The sequence below is a fragment of the Ruegeria sp. R14_0 genome (assembly GCF_017743975.1).
Lineage (GTDB): Bacteria > Pseudomonadota > Alphaproteobacteria > Rhodobacterales > Rhodobacteraceae > Ruegeria.
Window position 1 is genome coordinate 60,283 of sequence record NZ_JAGHRC010000008.1, and the last position, 24,016, is coordinate 84,298.

A 24,016-nucleotide genomic window follows, 5' to 3' on the forward strand; every position below is an offset into this window, starting at 1 on the left:
TCCCCGCGCGGGTCGACCCTCCCACACCCAACCGAAAGACATCCTCATGGCTATTCTCAAGTTCTCTGCGTCCGCTGTTGCGGCGCAAATGGCGCATGCACGCGCCTGCAAAACCTTCCTGCCCAACTGGAACGGGCCCGTGGACAGGCCCGCCCTGATCCTCATCGTCGGCAATGGCGTGCATCTGCGCTCAAACGGCATCGATGGCACAACCACCCGTATCGTCACCACCGAACAGGCCGATCCTTCCTTTGCTTTCGCCAATGGCATGAACCCGTTTCGGGATACCGACTGGATGGCGCAGCGCCGCATGGCGTTTCGTGATCTGACCGGCCAGTTCTACACCGACATCCTGGATGACGTGCAGGTGCTCATCGACCGGGGGCGGGGGGCCATCCGGCTCGCCACCGATGGCCACAGCATCCGCGTCTTCGTGCGCCGGGCTTCGGACTATCTCATCGGCGGGACCTACGAGGTGCCCTCGGGCCTCGGCGGCACCTTCCGGGTCATTCTCAAGGATGCCTGCGACACCTTCGCGATCGTGCAGAACTGCGGCAATTGCGAGGATTTCGACGCCATGCAGCCCTACCGCGTGCCGCTCGATGCGCTGATGGAAATCGATGACCGGAGGGCGGCGTAATGGGTTGGCTCTTCTACACCGACGGCCGCGTCCAGACCTACGCGGATGAGAAAGCGGAGATTGCTCGGCTGTGCACCTTCGAGGGCGAAAGGCGCAAGACGGAACTGGTCAAAGCCTGCAAGGTGGGTTCGACTTGGTATGCGGCGGCAAAGGTCACAAATATCGACGGCACCCCTGTCGAAGACACGACCTATGTCACCGATGCGGATGGTTCCATCACTTTCGCCGCCGTATTCCTTACCCGATACGATGAGGGCTGCTGGGGCTACAAGGACATGGAGGAAAGCGCTGGCCCGAACGAGTCGCGCGCTCCGCTCAGCCTTCTGGCGCTGCTCTCGGAATTGAGGGACCCAGAGAGCTATGCCCAGGACTGGCGCCAGCGCTGCCGGGACTGGGCGTCGATCCCGGATTACGACGAAGGTGACAAGATCAAGCTCGCAAAACCGGTGACGCTCACCGACGGCAGCACCTGCCAGATCGTCACCGCGACCCACTACAGGCGCGGGCGGCAAAAACGCCGGTGCTACCGCATCGAGGAAACCGGTGGGCTCGTGCGCCTCTCGAAAGCCTCGCTTGCGGGCTCGGAGCTGCTCAGCTCCGCGAAGGGCGCGGCAAGCCCGGTGCTGGCGGAGTTCCTAGTCACCCGGAATCGAAGTTCGGTTCATTGTCTTGAGGCAGAAGCGTTTGACGGAGGTTAGGATTTCGTCGGCTGATTTGACCCATCTGTAGGGTTTTGGATTATCGTTATGCGCATCGATGAAGGCCATGATGTCAGCCTCCAATTCAGCGACGGATCTGTGCACACCACGCTGGATTTGCTTTCGAGTGAGTTCCGCAAACCAGCGTTCGATCTGGTTCAGCCAACTGGCTGATGTCGGCGTGAAGTGCACCTGCCAATGCGGCCTGCGGGCCAACCATGCTTTCACCTTCGGCGTCTTGTGCGTGGCATAGTTGTCCATCACCAGATGCACGTCCGGCCCTTCGGGCAGGTTGCGGTCCAACTCCTTGAGGAAGTCCAGGAACTCTGTCGCGCGGTGCCGCTTGTAACACTTGCCCACGACAGCCCCGGTCGCGATGTCCAGCGCGGCAAAGAGTGATGTTGTCCCATTGCGCAGGTAGGTATGGGTGCGACGCTCTGCGACACCGGGTGCCATTGGCAAAACGGGCTGCTCGCGATCCAGCGCCTGGATTTGGGACTTTTCGTCCAAGCACAATACGATAGCCCGGTTGGGTGGCGACATATACAGTCCCACCACGTCTTGCACCTTGTCCACGAATAGCGGGTCGGTGGATAGCTTGAACGTCTCCGAGCGATGTGGCTGCAAACCAAACGCGTTCCAAATGCGACGGATGGTCGTATGCGAGTATCCCGTCTCGGCCGCCATTGACCGAATTGACCAATGGGTTGCGTCCTTCGGTGTCGTTTCCAGCGTCTGCTTGATGATCTCGGCAACCTGCGCGTCGGAAATTGTGCGCGGACGGCCCGCACGATATTCGTCCGACAAGCCTTCTATGCGATGTTCGGCAAATCGCCTACGCCATTTCCCGACTGTATGCTCGGCATGACCAAGTTCCGCCGCGACCTCTTTGCTGGTCAACCCATCTGCGCATCGCAGCACAATCCGGCACCGATCCGAAAGCGACCGCTCCGCCTTGTGCCTGCGCAACTGCGCTTCCAGAAAACTCCGCTCCTCATCGCTGAGGTCTATCGCAACTGATGCCCGTCCACGCATGCTCGCCCCCTGATTTGTCTCAAATCAATGATGGCAAATTCAGTTCCGGGTGACTAGCGGGGCGAGAATAGGTGCTGCGCCGGACAGCTCATCGACCTGCCCGGCGACAGCAGATCCTGCGTCTAATCTTGACAAGACAATGCAAATGCATTACCTATCGCAGGTAGCAAAGATCCCCATTCTTTTAGGAGACTGCCATGACAGCGCTCGCACAAGATGTCTCGAAACTCACGGATCGGTATCAGACGACCGTGCCGGCGGGTGTGCGCAAGCAGCTCAAGCTGGGCAAGGGCGACCAGATTCGCTACTGCACCGAGCCGAGTGGCAGGGTCTATATCGAGCCCGTGCGCAGCGACGAGGATGATCCCGCGCTTGGCGCCTTTCTCGATTTTGTCGAGGCCGATATCAAGGCGCATCCGGACCGCATTCGGGCGTTCGATGGGGCTTTGCATGACCGTCTTGCAGCACTGGTCGGAGACGTTGACGTCGATCTCGATGCGCCGCTATCGCTCGAGGATGAATGAGCGGCGATAGCGTGCCCGCCCAATCGCCCCTTGTCGTAAACGGATGGTCGATTTATGCGCATCCGCTCTTTCTGGATCAGCTCGAAGGGCTGATTGAAGAGGTCGAGGCGCGTAAAGCACGCGATCCTAAGACCTGGCGCAAGAAAAACCCGACGAAACGGCTGGCCGCCATCTTCAAGCTGGTTACCGAGGCCATACCGGCAGATCCGGGTGCCGCCGCCTTCCGGCAAGGCGGCACATTCGGCGATCACCGCAAGCACTGGTTCCGGGCGAAATTCTTCCAGCAGTATCGGCTGTTCTATCGGTTCAACAGCGATGCGAAGGTCATCGTGGTGGCCTGGGTGAACGACGACAAGACCCTGCGCGCCTACGGCAGCAAGACGGATGCCTATGCGACGTTCAAAGGGATGTTGGAAGATGGCAATCCACCTGACAATTTCGACGCGCTCTTGAAAGAAGCTGCGGCGGCGGACAAGCGGTTCGAGACGTCTCTTGAAGCGGCGCCCGATCGGTAAGTGGCCCGGTTAGCTGTGAACCTTACGGCCTTCCCGTTTACGGCACCACTGTGGGTGATGTAGCATCGACCCATAGCATAGTCGGAGAAAGCGCAATGGACCCAACGGGTAAGGAACAGCCGCACTTCGGTCTCGAGGAGCATTTCCGTGGCGGCTGATGTCAATTCGTATGACGCGTGGTTTCGCGCGCAGGTACAGGCCGCGCTTGAGGATGCGCGCGCTGGAACTTCACAGGTTCAGGTAATGCAGGCCGCGCAGGCTTTGATTGATGCGAAGCGCCAGGGCCAATCCAAGCCCTGACCAAGCCTTGAAGGTCAGCGCGGTCTGACCTCATCTCCCCGAAAAGCGAAAGTGGGCTTTTTGTCCTTTGGAACTCAGACCCTGATCCAAAGGAAATCCCCATGTCCAAGCCCAAACCGGCAAACTCGGCTCTCTCAATCTCCGACGCTGATCTCGCCTCTGCCCTCGCGCGAATCGGAGCGGAGGTCGACCACCAACCCCTGCGCAGCTCAGCGCTTGCGCGCATCATGCGCGAGACGTTTCATGGCAGCGATGCCGGCGGTGCCTGGGATTGGCGCATGGCATATGACCTGATGCAGGCCGCGGCCGTCCAGGTGCTGCTGCGTGGGGCCGACGCGGCAGGTGACATCGCTGCTGCAAGGCTGCTTGCCTCACGGCTGCTGACGGAAACCCGCCGCTCGGAACAGCAAATCCGGCTGCAGCAGTTTTCCACGCCACTGCCATTTTCCGCCTTGGCCGTGCGGGCGGCTGCGGTCCGCAAGGGCGAGACCGTTCTGGAGCCCTCGGCTGGCACCGGTGCCCTGGCTGCTTTCGCTGCCCGGGCCGGTGCCACGCTTTTGCTCAACGAGATCGCCCCCTTTCGCCAGCGCCTCCTGCGCGCGGTTTTCGGCGGCGAGGTGACGGGCCATGACGGCGAGCATATCGACGATCTGCTGCAGTCGCCGCTTCTACCCGACGTCGTGGTGATGAATCCGCCCTTCGCCTCCTCGGTCGACCGCTCCCGGGACAAGCACATCGCCGCCAAACATCTCGTCGCGGCTGCAAAGCGTCTGGCACCCGGCGGGCGGCTTGTGGCGATCATGCCGCCGGGATTCACACCCGAACGCGATGCCGCGCATTGGTCCCGCGCCTGCGGTCTCCTGACGCCGCGCTTGGCGTTGACGATGCCTGGGCAGGTCTACCGCAAGCTCGGCACCTCTGTGGAAACCCAGCTCATGGTCTTCGACAAGGTGCAGGAGGACGGCGAGATGATCCGCGCCGTTGTGTGCGATCTGGATGAAGCCCTTCCTTTTGTCGACGCCGTGGCCGAAACACGGACCGAGATGCGCCCGGCCCAACGGGTTGAAGCGATCCCTCATCCTCGGCCGACCGTTCCGTCATCTGCCCAAAGCAAGACCGCCGCTGCGCCTGTTGCCACCTCCAAACCACGGGCCAATGCCGTCTGTCCGCTCAGCTTCGCAAGCTTAGAGACCCCGCGCGACAACAGGCCCGTCTCGGACATCTATGCGCGTTACCGCCCGCAGAGGATCGAGATTGCAGGCGCGCAGGAACATCCCACCCCGCTGGTCGAGAGCATCGCCATGGCCTCTGTTGCGCCACCCGTACCTTCGGGTGCCGCCAGCTCGGAATTACGCCTGCCCGCCAAGCTGATCGAGGAGGGACATCTCTCCGAGGCGCAGCTCGAGACCATCATCATGGCGCATGATGCCCATGGGCGTGATTTGCCGGGCCGGTTCACGATCGATGACGACCAGACCAAGCTGACGTGCGCCGATGATGACCCGGAGGCACGGGCCTATCGCCTTGGCTATTTCCTCGGGGATGGCACCGGTTGCGGCAAGGGCCGCGAATGCGCGGGGCTTATCCTTGTCAACTGGCTTGCCGGGCGCAGAAAGGCGGTCTGGGTCTCCAAATCCGCCACGCTCATCGAGGACGCGATCCGCGACTGGACCGATCTTGGCGGCTCGCCAGCCGACATCCAGCCGCTCTCCAAATGGAAACCGGACCAGCCTGTCCCTATGGGTGACGGCATCCTCTTTGTCACCTACGCCACGCTGCGCTCGGCGGGCAAATGCGGGACCACGCGACTGAGCCAGATCCTCGACTGGATGGGCGAAGACTTCGACGGCGTGCTGGCTTTTGATGAGGCCCATGCCATGCAGAATGCGGCGGGGTCTGAGCAGGGCAGGGGGGTCAAACCCTCCCAGCAGGGCCTTGCTGGCCTCCGGCTGCAACTGGCAGCACCCCGCGCTCGCGTCTTCTACATCTCGGCCACGGGTGCGACGAGCGTCCACAACCTCGCCTATGCCGCGCGGCTGGGGCTCTGGGGGCAGGGCCCCGAATACCCCTTCCCAAGCCGCGAGAGCTTCGTTTCTGCGATGGAAGCCGGCGGTGTCGCTGCCATGGAAGTGGTCGCGCGCGATCTCAAGACGCTCGGGCTCTACACGGCGCGTGCCCTCAGCTTCGACGGCGTGGAGTATGACGTGCTCGAACACGCGCTCACTCCGGCCCAGATCGAGATCTACGACGCATACGCGACTTCGTTTCGGACGATCCATCACAATCTCGAGGCCGCGCTGACAGCGACCGGCGTCAACGACGCCTCGGGAGAGACTAATGCCTCGGCCGCACGCTCCTCGGCCAAATCTCGCTTCGAGAGCACGAAGCAGCGCTTCTTCAATCATCTGCTGATGGGCATGAAGGCCCCGACCATCATCCGCGCCATCGCGGACGATCTGGCGGCGGGCAAGGCTTGCGTCATTCAGGTGGTCTCTACAGGCGAAAGCCTGCTGAAACGTCGGCTTGAGACGATGGACCCGGAGGACGAGCTGGTCGAGGGCGCGCTAACGCCGCGCGACTACGTCCTGGGATACCTCGAACAGGCCTTCCCGATTCATGCGCAAAAGCTCGTGGAGATTGACGGCAACATGGTGGCGGAACCCTTGCGGGATGAGACCGGCGCGCTCGTTGTCTCGCGCGAGGCGCTCGCCCTGCGCGATGCGGCAATGATGGAGTTGATGACGCTGGCCCCGATCCCCTCGGCGCTCGATCAGATCCTCTGGGCCTTTGGCGACGAGGCTGTAGCAGAGGTCACGGGCCGGTCCATCCGGCCCCTCAAGGCCGAGGATGGCCACCTCTTCATCGAGAAACGCGCCGCCAGCAGCAATTCATCCGAGACCCAAGCCTTCATGGACGGCGAGAAGGATATCCTTATCTTTTCCGATGCGGGCGGGACGGGCCGGTCCTATCATGCGGCACAAACGGCGAAGAACCAGAAGCGGCGGCGGCACTATCTACTGGAGCCCGGCTGGCGCGCGGATGCGGCCATTCAGGGGCTTGGGCGCACCCATCGCTCAGCACAGGTCAGCGCGCCGTTCTTCCGGGTCTGCACCTCCGATGTGCATGGCGAGAAACGCTTCACGTCAACTATAGCCAAACGCCTCGACCAGCTGGGGGCCCTGACCAAGGGTCAGCGCGAGACCGGCTCGCAGGGCATGTTCCGCGAGGAGGACAATCTCGAAAGCCCGATCGCGCGGGCGGCACTGCGTGGGTATTTCGCCGATCTTGCCGCCGGGCGCGCTGAGGCGATGAGCTACGAGAGCTTCACCGACTGGACGGCCCTGCGGCTGATCGACAAGGACGGGGTGCTCCTTGAGGAGCTTCCCCCGATCCAGCGGTTTCTCAACCGGGTGCTTGCCCTGCCCATCCACATGCAGAACGCACTCTTTGCCGAGTTCATGCGCCGGATTGCCGATCAGACTGAACGGGCGCGCGCGGCGGGCACGCTCGATCTCGGCGTCGAAACCCTGCGTGGCGAAAGGATCGAACAGGTCTCCACAGAGGATCTCTGGACCTGCCCGAAATCCGGTGCCGTGACGCGGATCATCGGGCTCAAGGTGACGGACCCGGTCCATGTCCTGGGCGCCGAAGAGGCCATATCTCGCAATCCGGACAAGCTGCCGATGGTCAATCGCGCCTCCGGTCGCGCGGCGCTCATCTCGGCGCGGCCCATGCAGATGTATGACGAGGACATTGTCACGCTGATGCGCAAGGCGGTGCGGCCAAACGGGTCGAGCTATCTCGAAGAGGCACGGTTTGAGTCCTCGGCTTGGGAAGAGATCGACAGGCCCGAGTTCGCACGTCTTTGGGATGCAGAGGCTGCGTCCTTGCCAAAAACCACCACGACCAAGCTCTACCTGCTGACCGGGCTGCTGCTGCCGATCTGGAAGGACATTCCGACCACCAATGAGCGCATCTACCGGGTCACGCCCGATGGGGCGACCGCCATGATCGGGCGCACGCTGAGCGAGGAAGGAGCGGCCGCGCTGCGCGCCCGCTTCCTCGTCTCCAACCCGCAAACACCGCAGGAGATGTTGACCGCCGCCCTCGGCACCACCGCGCCTGTCGATCTGGGCCGGGGTCTCACCCTGACCCGTCGCCGTGTCGCAGGCGAGATGCGCCTTGAGTTGTGCGGCGTGGACAGGGGCATGATTGATGGCCTCAAGGCCCTCGGCTGCTTCACCGAGATCATCGCCTTCCAGCTACGGGTGTTCCTGCCGCATGGGGACGGGATCGACACGGGAAGCATTCTGGCTCGGATCGTCGGGCAGGGAACCACCAAAGCGGCAGAACAAGCCGCCTGAAAAGTCAAAGCGGGCTTCCGGTCGGGCGTCGCGGATTTGGGTTTCACCGGTCTGCGCTTTCCGGGCGCGTGCAGACCAATGCCACGCCCGGTCCCCCCAAATTCAGACGAGAGGACAGACCCATGACCAATCCCCAAATCGACTATGCCGCAATGGCGGCTCAGTGGCGTGCAGAGCGCGAAACCACCTTGAAGGCATCCAGAGTGGAGCTGCTCGCGCAACTACGTGCGCTTGGCATCAGCGAGGTCACTGCCGAATATGAAGGCTATGGCGACTCCGGCAATGTCGAGGATGTGACGGTGCGGCCTGCAGAGGTCAACCTGCCGGAGCCGCTTGTCACAGAAGTTGGCGATTTCGCCTGGTCGCTCGCCTATCACCATCACCCGGGGTTCGAAAACAACGAGGGCGGCTACGGCACGCTGACCTGGGACATAGCACTAGACAGCATCACCCTCGATCACGCGGACCGCTATGTCGAATGCTCGCACAGCTATGATGAGGGTCTTTGAGATGGCCCATCCGCTTCATCATGCTGAAAGCTCTGCCCGGAAATTCGGCGGGGTGCCGTCCGACTATCAAGCCGTCCACGACTGGTTCGACGCCTCGAAAGAGCACCTCGCGCTCTTCACGCACCGAGCCATGCGCCATCATGCTCAAGGCCTGTTTGAAGCCGAACGTGTCTTCGGCCTGACCCTGACCAATAGCGCTGGTCGGGACATACCTGTGCGCTGGATCGGCGAGCAACATGTCCGCGAAGATTGCCAGGGCCGTATCCCGAGCATGGCGGACTGGCTGCGACGGATCCAGCCCGAGCCATGGATGGCCAATGGCCATATCGACCGGCATTCTGGCGATGAGCCCTGCGGCGACCCAAGGGTCGCCTGGGCCTCCGAGGTTGCCGCCGGACGAACGGTTCTTGGCCTGAAAGATTGGATGGCGGCGCGCGCGACGCGGGCCACGCAAAGCGCCTGACAGCTCTCGGCCGTTTGCCAAACGAATACTGTATGGAAGCCCGGTTGGAAGATCGGGCTTCTTGCGTCGTTTCCCCACCATTCTTCTTGAGGAGGATCGCATGACACTCAATGATATCAAGGCGGCCGTCGATGCGGGCCAGACCGTGCATTGGGCCAATACCGGCTACATTGTCCACAAGGACAGGCTCGGTCAGTACCTGATCACCTATCAGCCGAACGGTAGCTGCATCGGCCTGACCGACCGGAGCGGGCACCGGTTGAACGGAAAAGAAACGGAGTTCTTCATCGTGCGATCGAAGGACAGCGCGGAAAATCCGGGCAGCCAATCAAGACCAGACGGGCAGGGGAGGGGCGTAGCACCCGGAGGCGCGGGGGCATTCCCGCTCGGACGGCAGCTTTGACCCGTGGGCGAGGCTGAAAGGAAAGCAGGCTTTCTGGTTTGTGATCCCTCAAGGGGTCGAGAAAGCAATCCCGGATGCGCTGGCAAGAACGTCAGGCACCGGCCAATCCAAAAGGAACTATCCCATGTTCGCAGGAACCCTCACCCGCAACGTCGAGACCGCAGCCGCTCAGTACACCGGCATGATCCATTCGACACGTTTCGATATCGCCATCCAGCTTGAAAACCGCCCGAAGATGTCCGAACGCAGCCCGGATTTTGACGTAACGGCAGTCAACAAATCAGGCCGCAAGGTGCGTATCGGCACGGCCTGGAACGAGACCGGCAATACCAGCGGCAACCCCTACATCTCGATGCAGATCGATGTCGGCTTGGGTCCGTTCCGGGTCAACGCGGTGCAGACGAAAGAGGCGCGCGCGGCCCAGAGCGGGGACTTCGAGATCATCCCGCTAGTCTCGAACGGCCTGATGAAATCCGGCTCGATCTCGGGCGAGCTCACCGCCATGGACGCCGACAACGCCTTCACCGGCTACATCGCCAACATGATGTTCGATCTGGAGTTCATGCTGATCGAGAACAGCTACAAATCCGAGGAGACCCACCCGGATTACCGGATCGAGGTCAGCTCGCCCCGGGGTAAACCAATCCGCGTCGGCTCGGCGTGGATGGCCAAAAGCAGCCGCACGGGCAATGACTACCTGTCGCTGCTGATCAACACGCCCGATGGCGACCTGCGCGTCAACGCCGTGCAGAACGAAGAACAGCGCGGTGGGCAGACCTTCTCGATCATCCCGTTCATCGACAGCGGTGAGCAGCCGCAGGATGCAGGCACGGGGCTGTCGTTGGTCGCCTAATCGGCGCGCGAGATAAAACGATACGAACCGAAAGGGGAGCCGTGGGACCACGGTTCCCCTTTTTCCATGTCCGTTTGGACTAAAACGTGGTCCGCAGATGAGTCTCTCGGCGCAGTCAGATGGCTACCGGCCCATTCCGGACTTTTGTTGTCCTTGCCGCTGCTGCGGCGCGGTTTGACCGCAGAAATCGTTCGAGATCCCGCGCCTCAAGAGTTTCACCCAACATAGACTACTTTGGCTTCGTCAAGGTCAGCGACGGGCATGGATACACCCCACGGATAGGCGACAGGCTCGCCGCGCTCATACTGATAAACTACGATTTCGGGCAGGTTCCGCTTATCGTAGCGCCTACCAAATGTGAAAACCACGCTGTTCGGTGCGGCCAGCACCAGATGCAGCCGCTTCACGCCTTTCCCAGCGAGGTTCTTCACGACCTCCAGAAATTCCTGGGCTAGGCGGTTCTGCTTTTGTTGCGACCAGTGTCCGTCCGATGACATGCCATCAAGGTTAAGTCTGATCCTTGGGAGGTCAAAAGTCGTCGCCAAGTCGTCATCTTGGATCGGATATGAAAATGCCGTTGCCAACACGACTTCTGGCGCACCACCGATTGCTTCGACCCCGTCCACATGAAATTGAGCACCGTCGTCAGGGCCTTCGATTTTGCGCCATGCTTCCTGAGCGCGGTCCCAGTCATACGTGATGATGCTTCCTTCATCGTCGAGCAACACGCCCGTCAGGAAAGTGTAGGGGACCGATGTCAGCCCGCCATAGATCGTCCTAAGATCAGCTCTGTCTCCATCCTTCTTGTTCTGCAAAACAGATCGGTGCATTGATGTTATCTCTTGCAGGGCTCTTTCTGGCGCTATCACCTGACCGTCCAATCTGTTTCTCAAGTCCAGCAAAACGGGTACCACTGTGCCTTTCTGGTGTTTCGCCACCTTGTCTGCCAGTGGGTTGCCGTCGTCGTCCCGCAAACCGCGCGCCTCGATAACGATGTTCCGCAACTTCGATCGCGCTTGGGCCTCTCCCACGAATCTGGCGGCCGCAAATGCAAGGCCGGCGGCTATGAGAAGGAGCGCGACTCCAAAGATGAGGACATCGATGGTCTCGAGTGCGGCTTCAAATCGGACAACGCCTTCTGGAAGGGCCCCAAGTGCAAATCGCAAAAACTCAAGGATCAAGGGCACGCCGCCAAAGATCGCGATCAATAGACCTACGCCCGTTCCGATCAGAAACCGCTCGATCGTTGCGACGCGAAACCACCAGTCGATGAGCTTGGTAAGAAAGTTATCGAAGTGTCGTCTTAGCATTTCTGAATAGGTCTTTCTTCTAAGGGGTCGACTCCACGCGTGTGACGCTTACCACGGACGGTGAATGGCCGCGCACAAAGAGATGCGCGCTGCATTCAAAGCGCCAATACCATCTCAGCCGACTGATGAAGAGCACGGCAAAATCAACGCCTCCATAGCCGTCGACGAGATCTTGCATGGCATGCATATCTTGAAGACTGGGGTGCACGCTAAAGCTTGGGTGGCTGTGCCATTCACCCAGATAGTTGAAGCGACCGTACTCTCCGCCCGTTCTTTCAAAGAAGGCCGAGAGGGCCTCATCATGCTGATCGGCGTCGCGCACAAATTGGGAAGGCGTCCCGCTGGAGGTGTCTACGCTGAAATTAACAATCTGGAACTCTTGGTCGCCGATTTCTTCGCCCATCAAGATCCCGCCGATCTCACGTGATCCTGACTTAAGAAGATGGCGTCGCATTCGTCGCAGAACATCAATCGGCAACTGCAACTGCATCGGCGTCCTCCCTTGGAGGCAAGTGAGCCCTGAGAATTTCAACCAAAGAGTCTGCATCAAGCGGCTCGACTTTTTCGCCCCATTCGCCAGCAGGGATCAAATCGATTGGCCGTGTGTCAAAAGGTTGGTCGAAGAGCCACTCCGATGAGAGGCCGATCACGTATGCAGAGAAAGGGAAGATGCTACTGTCCGGGCGTGCCAGCAGATCGATCACGAAGCGACTGGCATGCGCGGCAACGACACTAACCTCAGCGTCGTCAGCCACCATCGGACTCCCGTCAGCGCCTTGCCCGCCATAGCGCTCTGGATCATCCGGCCTGATCCACTCAACGCCTTGATCTTCGCACCACCTGTCAATCTGTACCCGTGCCAGGAGCGGCACTGGATCGACATGGGGCCGCGCTCTTCCGACAAGGCCTCCAATTCCCCCGGCAAACACCTGAGCCCAGACCATTGGCTTGCTTTTGCGCGTGGCCATCGACGCAATCATGTTAAATGCGGTGGGCGACCCGGTGGCGTCTATGAGCACATCGCAGTCGCCAAGTGCCTCAAGCGCGCCGACCATCGACGCCGCGCTTTCCTGGCCGCCAAGTGTCATGCGAAATACTCTGACACTGACCTCAGGAGCCAAGTTCTTGAGTCGCTCGCGCAGACCAACCGCTTTGTGCGCGCCCGTGATACTCAGGTCCAACTCGTTGCGCACCGCATTCCCAGGGAAGAAGATGTCTTCATCAATCAGGAGGAACTTGCCGACACCAGTTCTGCAAAGACTTGCCGCAACCTTCGACCCAACGGAGCCACATCCAACGATTCCAACGGTCTTGTCGGCGAGCACCTTGAACTCGTCTGGCAAGCGTTGTTGCGCGGCCGGGACCATCACAGTCTTGTACGGAATGATTTTTCGGTCGTCTGCTTTGCCGAAGATCGAGAACAGTTCCCACTTACCTTCGTCACCCAAGAGCAAATGGGCGAACGCATCAGTCTCGAGCAAGCGACTGCGCAGGTCACCAAGATCTTGGTCGTCTAGGAAGGCGCCCAGGTTTTTTGCGGTAACGGCACGAGAATCCCTGGCGCCCGGCACCCGCACAACAGTCCCAGTTTCCTGCGCATATCCTTCGGGCAGGATCAGGTCGCTTACCCAAATGGGATTATCCTTCAACCCGATCCGCGTCAGTGAGGCGACATAGATGGTTGACGTCTTCCGCTCTGAAAACGTGAACTCGATTTCTTGGTGGTCCGGCAGGCTGTTGACTGCGGCCACATCCCTCTCGCTCATCAAGAGCCGACAAGACTGTGAGCGAAGGTCGCGTCCGAGAGAGACGGTGTGTGCGGATCGCGCATGCACGATATCGCCGGTCTCGGGCTGCTCTTCTTCAATCAGGCGCTGGCAGCTTGCCACCATATCAGCGCCCGTAATCGAAGGATGCCAGTTGTCCGGGCGGTGTTCGAGACAAAGCTCGCCGTCAGCCCCGTACTGATGGTTTGAAATCTGCGATGCGTCGTCTGTGAAAATCATCGGCGGAGCATCAGGAAAGATGCTCGGATACCGCATCCTAAAAACAAAGCGTTTGGTGCCATGCGTGATGGCAAAAGCGACGCACATTTCAAGATCACTGTTGGCCTGCCAGTTCTCGACAGATAGCCAATCCGCGCCGCTTTCGAGTTCAGCGAGGGCGGCCTTTTCGCTGCCCAGTCTTGAATGCTGTAGCAGCCACCAAGTCATGCAAAACCATCAGGCTTTTTGGGAGTACGAGGTGCATCTGCAAAGGAAACGCTAGGGGCAGAGGCCGCGGAGGCTACCCCCGCCGCTTTCACAAGGCCGGGCGAACCTGGCTGCGTTGGTTGCAACGCAGCGTCACTGACCTGATCGGTGAGGTGCCGCCCCATACGGTCGGCCAGCACTGTCGACATTCGCCGGTGTTCGACTAGGCGGCTTGCGGCGGAGAAATCCTCTCGTGCTTGCTTCAACCACTCGAAAAACGCGCTAGCACGCTCCGGATGCTCCTCCCACTTGTCCGCGAAATTCTCAAGCGCGTCCGTTTGGTTCTTGATGACGTATTTCGTCCCGTCATGCTCGATGGCCTCCTCCATCCGGTTCAGGATCGATAGCAGTGCATATCCAATCGTTTCTTCGCCCTGGTAGGCGTGCGCGGCGAGCGAGGAGATTATGATCGAAATTGGTTTGTCGGTGGGATCGTCCGCGAACATGGTGTCGCGGTGCCGCTTCAAAATCATGATGGCGGACTGCAGCGGCGTGCGAACGCGGTATGTCGGAATGTCTTCGACGCTGGCGGTCACACCCTCAGCACGCACCTCTTCCAAGATTTGCTGTCGCCTGCGAAGGAAGACATCGCCCATGCGCGATTTGAACCACTCCGCGTAGCCACGCGGATTGGAGCGCGGCCAATCGTCCGTGATGACGTCATACGCCGCTACCTCATTATCCGTAATGGCGATGGCAGTGTCGGCGTAGGTTGCATCGAGACTGCGGGCCTCGAGCAGCAAGCGCTGGTCCTCAGCGTTCGGAATGCAAGGCACAATATCCATATGAAACTGCGCGCCATCGGCGTATTCGAGGCGCCAGCACCGTCGGCCTTCGTGCACAGGTTTCTTGATGCCCTTGCTATCACGGTAAAGCTTGATTTCCTCACCCAGCATGTCCTTCAGATCGTGCTGCGACAGGTCCGACTTGCTGAGACTTGTGAGCGAGCAGGCGCAGTCCACATCATACTCTTCATCGTCAGATATTGGCCTGATGACCGTGCCAAGCCGGAAGGAACCCTGTACAAAGATGTCTGGATCATGATCCCGAACACTGGACGCGTCCCGATGCAGCCAGTCGCCGAGTGATTTATAGCTCTTTTCGGCCTGTTCATAGCGTGCCGACGGAATTTCGAGCGCCTTTGCCAAAGCTTCAAGATATGCTTCAGCCTGCTTTGTGATCGTGACAGCCATGCTCAAATTTCCCTCTAAGTTGTCCTAGGATATGTGTTTCTGGTAGGCGGATTACAACGCTCTTAAGGTCCGGAATCCGCCGATCCTGCGGAGGATTGCAGGTGCGATTACAGTCGTCGACGAACTGCTACGCTACAATTGCATGTGCACTTTGCCATTGACCTGACCCTTCACATTCCAGCCTCCCTGCTCGGCTTCGCGTGTCGCAGGGGCGAACGGCCCTTCGGTCCGTCGCGCATTCGGCCATGCGGCCTCACCGCGGCGTCGCACCCAGGCCCCCGGTTTGCCCGCCTCGCGAGCACGTCCCTCCCCGGCCGCTCCGCCGGATTGCGCTCTGGTCTGTTTTGCGTGGCAAAACGATCCCGGCGCTCCATCCGTCTCCCGCGTCCGGTCGGGCCGTTTGCCTGCTCGGGTCGGGCAAACCTACCGTCGAAACACACACACATGAGTGCGGAAGCATATCCTCCGGATGGCCCCCAAATCAGCCCGCGTCAAGGATCGCAAAACTTTTCGGCGAGGACGGGGCCTGTGGCTTGGGGCGGTCCCGTGCGTGAGGGCGCGCATGTGTCAGTTGCTGCGCGCAGAAAACTTTTGCGCCCGGCAAGCCGGCGGCTGAGCCGTCCCTGACCCGGGCAGATTCGGAAACCAGGCATTCGGCCATGCCCCCACACTCACGTGGTGGCCTTGGAACCGAACACTGGAGACCAGACATGGCTTACGACACCGCGAATACCTACGAGACCATCGAACTTTTCGGGCTGACCGAGAAGGACGCACAGCTCCCGATCCCCGAGGATCACGTCCTGACCGACCACATCATCCGCGAGAGCTTCGAAGCTTTGCTCGGGCAGCTGCGCGGGACCGGGCTTGAAGCGGAAATCGAACCGCTGGCCCATGGGCTCGCGACGATCCTGCAGCGCCGCAAGGTGGCGCTTGGCAAGGAGGTCGACCGCACCGCCGACAAGATCGGCGCGCTGGCAAAATCCCACGACGGATCGGAAATCGCCGAGACCGCGCTCGAAGAGGCGCAGGCGCGCTTTCTGCAGCTGCGCGAGATTGTCAGCGCCATCGAGGTGATGAGCGAGGCAGCGGCGGAATGCTACGAAATCGAGACGGGCCACGCCTTCATCCCGGCAGCCGGTTCGCGCGCAAGCGTCCGGGCGCAAGAGACCGGGGCGGTCTTCGAGGCGCGGCAGCTCCTGGAGCAGCACGACCGCGAGACCGCCGAGAAATCGAAAGTCGAGGGGGTTCCCCTGATCGTCTCAGGCGCCACCGACTGGACCGATGTCGATGTGATCTTCAACACGCTCGACAAGGTTCGCGAGCGGATCAAGCAGAACCGCAACCAGGAGATCTTCCTCTGCCACAAGGGTGGCAAGCACGGGGCGGAGATGATTGCGGCTCGGTGGGCCCGGGCACGCGGGGTCGCGCAGGCGCGCTTCGATCCGCGCTGGTCCGCGCATGGCCGGGCGGCACCGTTCAAGTGCAACGACGAAATGCTGGACGACAAGTTCGCGGCGACGGGGGTTGTTCTCTTCGGCGGCAACGGGGTCGCGCTGAACCTCGGGCAGAAGGCGGAAGCGAAAGGCCTGACGGTCATGCGGGTTGCGGACCCGGCGAAGAAGGCGTCGCAGGATTGAAGAGAGGGGGTCGCCTTCGGGCGGCCCTTTCACCGTTTTCCCAGAAGTGTGTGAACATCGGTGGTGTCGCAGTTAACTCCAACAATGGGCATCGACAGGCTTGGTGATCGTAGTCCGGCCAATCTGGTTTCGGGAATGGCTAGATGGTATCTCTATGCAAATACAGCTTAATGTGGCCGTGCGGCAGAAGACATTTGTTGCACCGATCAACACCCGCCCAGGTTTTTCCTAGATGCCTTTTTCTCCGGAACGCACCAAAGAGATCCAATCACGCATTGATGCGCGTTTGCGGTCCGGGCAGGCAAACGATTGGGAAGTGTCTTTTCTCACAAACATGGCTGAACGGTTTGAGCGTCACGGGACGGAGACGCGCCTGAGCAAAGCTCAGTACGCCAGCCTGCACAAAGTCCTGAAACTGGAAGGGGAAAAACCGGCCCAGACAAGGGCAGCTGCCGACGACGGCACTTCGAAACCAGCACCAAAGCGCAGCTCCAGAGTCGTTCAGGCGAGACCTCGTCCGATCTCCGTGAGCCGCGCAATCACCGCACCTCGGCGTGCTGTGCGAAAGGCTCAACGCCAAATCATGGTGCCGCTGGTTATTGCTGTCGGGTTCTTCGCATTGGTTGGATCATTGTTTGAGACGTCGAGTTCACGATCCACGCCCTACAGTCCGTCAGCAATTCCCACATCGCAAACGACAAACACCACTTACGTCTATGTGACAGGGACACGTGTCAACCAACGTTCTGAGCCGTCTACCGCGAACGCTGTGATGGGCGTCTTGAGCGAAGGGACTCGCGTCGAAATGCTTCGCGATGAAGGGCAATGGACCCAAATTCGGTCTAACTTGGGAGTGGGCTGGATGTCTTCCAGTTTCCTATCGCCGGCCGCGCCACCTGCAGAGCGACCCGCCTCGCACGACCGGTCGCTTCGAGCCAGCGATGTGCGGATCATTGATGGTGATACGATTGATATTCGAGGCATGACAGCGAACGTACGTCTCGTCGGGTTTAACGCGCCTGAGACATGGAGACCATCCTGCACTGCAGAGCGCCAGGTCGGGGAACAGGCAACAGCGCGCCTTGGTCAATTGGTGCAGGGTGCGGCGTCAATTGAATTTGAGCGCGTGACCTGTTCCTGCCGGCCCGGGACTGAAGGCACGGATCGATGCAATTTCGGGCGGCTTTGTGGCTCGTTGTTCGTTGACGGTCGGGACGTGGGCAGTACGCTCATTGCTGAAGGTTTGGCCGTGCCATACCGATGTGGCCGCACCAGCTGTCCCCCACCCCCTCAACCCTGGTGCCGATAGCAGGGGCACTCACCCAACACAGACGACGAATCTTCGCGCGCGGCTGAAGAACGCTGACCCGCTGTGTGGTGCGCGTGACGGATCATTATCCAGATGCATTGGATCAGAACGAACCAAGCCACCTCAGATCGGTATCGTCGGGTGCGATCGCGACTTCAAAGTGGTGGCACAAATTCGGGTCTCTCCTTTTTGCTCATGGATGTGGATCGCACGGGGTCGGCCCGTTCGTGCCCTCAGCTCACGCTTCGGCAAGCACAAATACGGCTTCCACGGCTGGCCGCGGACCCTCCGCATTTGCGCTTGCGACCGGGCCTCTTGCCCCCGTGCCGGGTGATCCCCATCGCAACAAGGAGTAACCCAAATGACCAACCACTACGTCGCCACCGTCCCCGTCAAGTTCACCGATACCGATGGCCAGGAGCGCACCCGTTTTCAGCGCGTGGGTGCGATGTTCCGCAACACCCGCAACGGGGACGGCTCGGAGTTCTTCAGCCTCAAGCTCGACTTCCCGGTCGCGGTCTCGGAGCTGGTGATGTTCCCACCGAGCGCGAAAGATCCCCAGGACTGAATCCTCTGACGAGGATGGGCCGCCCCGGGACGATCTTGGGGCGGCCCTGTCCCTGTTCCAGGGATGCCGGTCCCTGCGCGTTCAACGGACGCACTCCCCCCGGAATGATCAGGTCGCGACAGACCGGCCAGTCAGCCTCAAGGGGGCCATCCACAAAAACCTATCGGCCAGGGCCTCCCGGTTTTTGCGGCAGAGATTTGGGGACCCAAATCTGGCCCTCCTTGACCCTGCCTGTCCGCCCTGTCGGTGGGGTTTGCGCCCGCCCGCGGTTCCGTCCGAACACGTGGCGTTCGGCCAGGCCGTCGGGCGGGGCTGGCGGACGGGACCCCAAGGACAGGTGGGTTGCCCGGTGGTGAGGGCGGCAGAGCCGCGTCCCTGCGGGCCGCGGCGTGAAGCGGACACCAAGGCTGCCTGAGCCTGAATGCGACGTAAGTATATAATTGACAGCTAGGTATATTATCGTAATGTAGGGGCAGCCTTGGTGGAAGGTGGCAGGAAATAGGGGGTCTTTCTTCGCATGTCGCGCTCAAAACGTCTCACAGATGCGGACCGCATGGAGATCGTTCGCGAGGCTGCGGAAGGTGTGTCTACATCCGTGTTGGCGGAGCGGTTTGGCGTGTCGCCCCGGGCGATCCAGTACACGCTCAAAGCTGATGCCGAGCGCCAGACGGATGCCGCGATCCCGGTCTCCGCTGTCAGCGTGAAGGTGACGGCTGCGGAGCTTGAGGCGCTCGATGAAGTGTTGGCCGCGGCGGGGATTGAGAGCCGGGCCGAGGGTCTGCGGCGGCTCATCCAAGCGGCTGGCGGAGTGTTCGTTCCGGACGTACAGATAGCAACAGAGATGGCGCGCTACCGCGCCTCTCTGCACGAGGTCGGCAATGGGGTCGCGCAGATCGCCAAGCAGATGACGCGGGCCAACCGGATGGGGCAGGGGGCCGTGGGCGGCACGAGTGCCGAGTTCACCGAATTGCGCCTCGCGCAGATGCGCGGGCTGGCGCGGTTCATCCTGGATTCTGCTGACGAGATCGACCTGCTCCTGCGCCGCCGTCGCGATGCCATGCAGCTGCAGGCCACGGCCGCGCTGAGGGAGTTTGCCCATGCGGCTGAATGATGCTGTCCATGCCGTTACGGGCGAGGTCTTCCGGGATGGCTGGAGCCGCGTCCGGGGCTCGATGCAAGGGCTGCACGTGGCCAAGCAGAGCCAGCTTGTGCGCGCGGCTGCGGGGCATCGGCCAGCGGTCTTCAAGGCGATCCGGGGCGGGGGCACGCATACCAAATCGCAGCTCGCAAACCAGCTCGATTACCTCACCACCAAGTCCACCCATATCGTGGACAGTAGCGGGTTCCTGGATGGCAAGACGAAGCTCGAGGCGGGCGACATCAAGGACCTCACCGAGCGCTTTGCGAAGCGCTGGGATGCGGGCTTCAAGCCCAAGCTGGGCCAGGCGACCCATATGCTCATGTCGTTCCCCATCGGCACGCGCGGGGAGGATGTGCGCGACATCGCGACGGATGTGGCCGAGCGGTTCTTCCAGACCGACGCGGGGCATTTCGACTACATCATCGCGGTGCATGAGGACCGCGATCACCCCCATGCGCATCTGGTGCTCAACCGCCGCTCGCAGGAAGGCGAGTTCTTCTATCTGGGGCGCAACCACCGCTTCAACTATGACGATTTCCGCCTCGCCATGGTCGAGGAGGCGGAAAAGTATGGCGTACGCCTGGAAGCCACGCGGCGGGTGGATCGCGGGGTTGTGCATTACCCCGCCACTACCCGCGAGGTCTATGCGGCGAAAGAAGAGGGGCGCGCGCCCCGCGAGCGCGAACGCGTGGGGGCCGACCTGACGTGGACGCTAGCGGAGATCGCCAACACTAGAACTGTCTACCACTCGCTTGCCGCGGAAGCCTCTCGGGAGGCCCGCGAAGATATTGCCGCAGCCCTCTTCCGCGCGGGCGAGGTGCTGGCGCGGGGCGGGCAGGTGGATCGAACAGGAGATGTGTATATGGCCGAGGATCAGAGCTTCGAGGACCTGAGAAGCCTCTATGCGGAGAAGCTCGCGCGGGTGCAGGGCATGATCGCCGAGAAGTCTGACGCGGAACGTCCCGTGCTGGAAAAACGCCTCATCGAGATCCAGACGCAGGTCCAGCACATGCAGCCTCTCGGATTGCGTTCGAGCACGTTGTCAGAGGCGCCCTCGGAGGGCGGGGTCTATTCCGAGGTAAACATCCAAGAGAGCCAGCTGGAGCGCCTCACAGAGCCGCGACTGCGGTCGCGGATCGACGCGGCCCTGCGGGGCACGGGGATCAGCACATCGGAAGTGGTGGCCCGGATCGAGACGGGCGCCTCAAATGCAGCGCTCGAGCATCAGTGGATCGCCGATGATCTCTCCAAAGTGGCTGAGGCGCGGGATCTGAACCTCGAGCGCCGCGCCGATCTGGAACAGGCCCGCGACATTCTCAATGACGTGCATGTGGAACTTGGCACGCTGTTGGAGCGCGAGAACGTGCTGCGCCGGGATGGCGTCATAGAAGCGGAACCGATCAGCGAGCGGTTCCATTATCACCGGGACGCGGTCCGGGCGATGGAAGGGACAATCCGTCAGGAGATGCGCGCAGACGGCCTGACCGCGCAGCAGATCGAGGACCGGGACTGGGAGGTTGTCTCACGGGCGGAGCGCCGCATCGAGACGGAGCAGCGTGCATATCTCGAGGCACACCCGGATCTGCTCGCACGCCCTAGCGATGTGATCGACCGGTCTGAACCCTACAGGGAGACCATCACCGATGCGGCCCGCGCCAGTGCGATCACCCGCGAAGTCGACCGCATCATGGAGGGACGCGACCTCCGTACGCCCGTTGCAGATGCAGTCACGGATGACTTGCGCGCGCGCTATCCGGACATGCCGGCCCACCTTGCCCGTGGGCTCGGAGCGACCTATGCGGCCGTCGTCGAGATACGCGACACGGAGGCCATCAATCAGGTTCGCCGCGACAACGAGTTGCGCGAGGGGCTTGCGGTTGGCACGCGCGACGCACCCCTCGCAGCCCGCGGTGAAACTGCGCCGCAGTCTGACCGTGCCGACCGCCTTGCAGACGAGATTGCGCGTGTTCTGGACCATGAGCGGGCGGGGGAGTTGTCCGCGCCCTTCGAGACTGAGGCGGAGCGGGACGCCTTCCGCGAGGAGATCGCGCGGGTGCTGGATGACCGCCAAATCGAGCGGCTCACATCCGGCGATGCCGATGCGCTGGACAAGGTTCTTGAGGACCGTCTCGACCGGCTCTATGTCGCCAAGGTCTACCTGCAATCCGATGCCGCGACGGCCAATACTGAGGCCTTGCGCCAGGTGGTCGATGAACTGGCCGATGCTGAGTATGAAAAACACCGCGCGACAGACGTGGATGGCGAGACCGAGCGGGGTCAGGTCCATTGAGCGCGCCCATGGGAAAGGCGCGGATCGCAACCGGCGTCTTGCTGGTGACGCTTGTGACCGGGGCCATGGGCTATACCATCGCTTCGGCGGTGCTGACCTACCAGAATCTCGGCTTCGTGGCCGAGATCGACTTTGCCTATATCGCGCAGAACTATCTGGCGATCCGCGATCGCCGCCCGGAGGACGCGCAACTTATTCACCTGATCATCGGTAGCTTCGCCGCCGCCGGCCTGATGCTGAGCCTCGCCCTCTCAGGGTCCGCCCTTACACGCTTTGGTCAGACCCATTGGCAGTCTGCGCGCGAGATGAAGGCCAATGGTTTTTTCGGGGCGCCCGGCACCGGGTTCATCCTCGGTAAGCTGGGGCCGCCGGGCTCCCGCGCCAACTACATTTGCTCCAAGGTCTTCCCGCATGCGCTGATCGTGGCGCCCACGGGCCGTGGCAAGACCACGGGCTTTGTCATTCCGAACCTGCTGACCTGGCAAGGCTCCGCCGTGACGCTCGATGTGAAGGGCGAGTGTTTCGAGGCCACGGCCCGGCACCGCGCAGCCCAGGGCGACAAGGTCTATCGCTTTGCCCCCACCGATTGGGAGGGCAAACGCACGCATCGCTACAACCCGCTCCTGCGCATCTTTGAGCTGAAAGATCCCGCGCGCCAGCAGATGGAACTGCAGCTCCTGGCGACGCTCTTCCTGCAAAGCGACAATGACCGGGTGCAGGGCCTCCTCAAGGGCGGGATTGATCTCTTTGTGGCAGCAGGCCTGTTGGCATTCCAGCGCAAACGTCCGACACTGGGCGAAATCTACCGCATCGCGGCCTCGGGCGGGAACAAGCAGAAGGAGTATTTCGCGCGCGGCCACGAGGTGGAGAACAGGGCCGCCAAGCTGATCTTCACGCGTCTGGCCTCAACCAACAACGACACGCTGACCTCTTATGTCTCGCTCCTGATGACCTCGGGGCTAGATCAATGGCAGAACCCGGCCATCGATGAGGCGACGGCGGTCTCGGATTTCGATTTCCGGACGATCCGCAAGAAGCCCTTCTCGGTCTATCTGGTGGTCCAGCCGCTGATGGTGAAGCCGCTCGCGCCGCTGATCCGGCTCTTCTTTTCCGATCTCCTCTCCGCCATGCAGGAAAAGGATCCCGGGCCGGATGAGCCCTGGCCCGTAATGATCATGCTCGACGAGTTCAATCGCCTCGGCAAGATGCCCATCGTGGTCGAGAGCATCGAGACCTTGCGGACCTATCGTGGACATCTGGCCGTGGTCACGCAAACGATCCCCGCCCTCGATGAAATCTATGGCGAAAACACCCGCCGTGCGCTGCAGGGCAACGCGGGCGTGAAACTTTATCTCACGCCCTCGGATGAGAAGACCGTCGAAGAGCTCAGCAAGGCTGTCGGCAAGACCACGAAGACCGTCATCACGCGCTCGCAGTCCATTGGCAAAAACCCCTTCGAGGGCCGTAGCCAATCAACCCGGACTGAAGAAAGCTCCTTGCTCCCCGAAGACGAGGCCCGCCGTCTGCCGCTCGACGAGATCGTCATGGTGATCGATGCCCAGATGCCGGTCCGCGCAAAGCGGATCCAGTATTTCGACGACCGTCTCTTCAAGGCGATCCACGCGGCGCAGGCCGGGGAGTTGCCGTTTCCGGAACCGGAGGGAGGGGGCTCGCAAGACGCGCTGCCGCTGAGCATGCGCGCGATGCCGATGACACCGCCAGCGAACGGGTCAGGCGGACCCGAGGCCGATGTTGAGGCCGAACGCCAGGCTGCTGATGGCCAATCGTCAGGGAAAACTGATGTCGCTCCAAAGAAAACTTCGCCGGTCGTTCAAGCCGTTATCGCCGAGGAACAGCGACAGATGGAGATGGATTTTGGGGGCCAGGTCGCGGAGACCGAGGCTGTGGGCTTGGGTGATGAGGCGCAGATGCGCTCTAATGTCGATGGCTTGGACGACATGGAAGCGATGCTGCGGGAGGGGGATGGCGAAAAGCTGGTTGCTCGATAG

At 61.3% G+C, this 24,016-nt stretch carries 20 protein-coding genes; 15 read left to right on the forward strand and 5 right to left on the reverse strand.

Annotated features, from left to right (window positions below; translation table 11 throughout):
* The first annotated feature begins 46 nt into the window (after positions 1–46).
* Together J7416_RS18750 and J7416_RS18755 are read left to right on the forward strand one after the other, a co-directional pair.
* Positions 47–640, forward strand: a complete 594-nt coding sequence (locus J7416_RS18750; RefSeq protein WP_209226964.1) for a regulator — start codon at positions 47–49, stop codon at positions 638–640.
* Positions 640–1,338, forward strand: coding sequence for a hypothetical protein (locus tag J7416_RS18755; protein WP_209226965.1), 699 nt, complete (start codon positions 640–642; stop codon positions 1,336–1,338). Before J7416_RS18750 ends, J7416_RS18755 begins: the two co-directional genes overlap by 1 nt.
* Here the strand turns inward: J7416_RS18755 and J7416_RS18760 are convergent.
* Entirely contained in the window at positions 1,276–2,373 is a 1,098-nt protein-coding gene (locus J7416_RS18760; RefSeq protein WP_209226966.1) for an IS630 family transposase, read from the reverse strand. The two genes, J7416_RS18755 and J7416_RS18760, sit on opposite strands and share 63 nt — an antisense overlap.
* Positions 2,374–2,570: 197 nt before the next feature.
* On the opposite strand from J7416_RS18760, the gene J7416_RS18765 reads away from it, so the two are divergent.
* The 8 genes from J7416_RS18765 to J7416_RS18800 all read left to right on the forward strand — a co-directional run bounded on the left by J7416_RS18765 (position 2,571) and on the right by J7416_RS18800 (position 10,304).
* Complete coding sequence (locus J7416_RS18765) at positions 2,571–2,897, forward strand: type II toxin-antitoxin system PrlF family antitoxin (RefSeq protein ID WP_036562940.1); 327 nt, start codon at positions 2,571–2,573, stop codon at positions 2,895–2,897.
* The gene (locus J7416_RS18770; RefSeq protein ID WP_017467971.1) at positions 2,894–3,412 is read left to right on the forward strand and encodes a type II toxin-antitoxin system YhaV family toxin; all 519 of its coding nucleotides are present in this window, start codon (positions 2,894–2,896) and stop codon (positions 3,410–3,412) included. The genes J7416_RS18765 and J7416_RS18770 overlap by 4 nt, the downstream gene beginning before the upstream one ends.
* A gap of 147 nt (positions 3,413–3,559) precedes the next feature.
* A complete protein-coding gene (locus J7416_RS18775; protein ID WP_017467972.1) occupies positions 3,560–3,712 on the forward strand; it encodes a hypothetical protein in 153 nt (50 codons plus the stop codon).
* 101 nt (positions 3,713–3,813) lie between these two features.
* On the forward strand, positions 3,814–8,076 hold the full coding sequence (locus tag J7416_RS18780) for a strawberry notch family protein (protein ID WP_209226967.1): 4,263 nt from the start codon (positions 3,814–3,816) through the stop codon (positions 8,074–8,076).
* Positions 8,077–8,198: 122 nt separating this feature from the next.
* A complete protein-coding gene (locus J7416_RS18785; protein WP_067260971.1) occupies positions 8,199–8,585 on the forward strand; it encodes a DUF6878 family protein in 387 nt (128 codons plus the stop codon).
* Position 8,586: 1 nt separating this feature from the next.
* A complete protein-coding gene (locus J7416_RS18790; RefSeq protein WP_067260969.1) occupies positions 8,587–9,048 on the forward strand; it encodes a hypothetical protein in 462 nt (153 codons plus the stop codon).
* 100 nt (positions 9,049–9,148) lie between these two features.
* Positions 9,149–9,451: a hypothetical protein gene (locus tag J7416_RS18795; protein WP_209226969.1), complete on the forward strand. Its 303-nt coding sequence runs from the start codon at positions 9,149–9,151 to the stop codon at positions 9,449–9,451.
* Positions 9,452–9,575: 124 nt separating this feature from the next.
* Positions 9,576–10,304: a DUF736 family protein gene (locus tag J7416_RS18800; RefSeq protein WP_209226970.1), complete on the forward strand. Its 729-nt coding sequence runs from the start codon at positions 9,576–9,578 to the stop codon at positions 10,302–10,304.
* A gap of 215 nt (positions 10,305–10,519) precedes the next feature.
* Here J7416_RS18800 and J7416_RS18805 read toward each other — a convergent pair whose 3' ends face one another.
* The 4 genes from J7416_RS18805 to J7416_RS18820 are packed head-to-tail and all read right to left on the reverse strand — an operon-like array spanning position 10,520 to position 15,059.
* Positions 10,520–11,614 carry an SAVED domain-containing protein gene (locus tag J7416_RS18805; protein ID WP_209226971.1) on the reverse strand — a complete coding sequence of 365 codons (1,095 nt, stop codon included), beginning with the start codon at positions 11,612–11,614 and terminating at the stop codon, positions 10,520–10,522.
* A gap of 19 nt (positions 11,615–11,633) precedes the next feature.
* A complete protein-coding gene (locus J7416_RS18810; protein WP_209226972.1) occupies positions 11,634–12,104 on the reverse strand; it encodes a Mov34/MPN/PAD-1 family protein in 471 nt (156 codons plus the stop codon).
* A complete protein-coding gene (locus J7416_RS18815) occupies positions 12,082–13,827 on the reverse strand; it encodes a ThiF family adenylyltransferase (RefSeq protein WP_209226973.1) in 1,746 nt (581 codons plus the stop codon). The genes J7416_RS18810 and J7416_RS18815 overlap by 23 nt, the downstream gene beginning before the upstream one ends.
* Positions 13,824–15,059 carry a nucleotidyltransferase gene (locus tag J7416_RS18820; RefSeq protein ID WP_209226975.1) on the reverse strand — a complete coding sequence of 412 codons (1,236 nt, stop codon included), beginning with the start codon at positions 15,057–15,059 and terminating at the stop codon, positions 13,824–13,826. The genes J7416_RS18815 and J7416_RS18820 overlap by 4 nt, the downstream gene beginning before the upstream one ends.
* Before the next feature lie 710 nt (positions 15,060–15,769).
* On the opposite strand from J7416_RS18820, the gene J7416_RS18825 reads away from it, so the two are divergent.
* From J7416_RS18825 to J7416_RS18850, 5 genes are all read left to right on the forward strand, one after another.
* Positions 15,770–16,699 (forward strand): DUF2493 domain-containing protein, encoded by a 930-nt coding sequence (locus tag J7416_RS18825; RefSeq protein ID WP_209226976.1) that lies wholly within the window; start codon positions 15,770–15,772, stop codon positions 16,697–16,699.
* A gap of 1,670 nt (positions 16,700–18,369) precedes the next feature.
* Positions 18,370–18,576 (forward strand): hypothetical protein, encoded by a 207-nt coding sequence (locus J7416_RS18835; RefSeq protein WP_007120662.1) that lies wholly within the window; start codon positions 18,370–18,372, stop codon positions 18,574–18,576.
* Positions 18,577–19,093: 517 nt separating this feature from the next.
* On the forward strand, positions 19,094–19,687 hold the full coding sequence (locus J7416_RS18840) for a helix-turn-helix domain-containing protein (protein ID WP_209226978.1): 594 nt from the start codon (positions 19,094–19,096) through the stop codon (positions 19,685–19,687).
* Positions 19,674–22,007: a relaxase/mobilization nuclease domain-containing protein gene (locus tag J7416_RS18845; protein ID WP_209226979.1), complete on the forward strand. Its 2,334-nt coding sequence runs from the start codon at positions 19,674–19,676 to the stop codon at positions 22,005–22,007. Before J7416_RS18840 ends, J7416_RS18845 begins: the two co-directional genes overlap by 14 nt.
* Before the next feature lie 8 nt (positions 22,008–22,015).
* Positions 22,016–24,016, forward strand: a complete 2,001-nt coding sequence (locus J7416_RS18850) for a type IV secretory system conjugative DNA transfer family protein (RefSeq protein ID WP_209226981.1) — start codon at positions 22,016–22,018, stop codon at positions 24,014–24,016.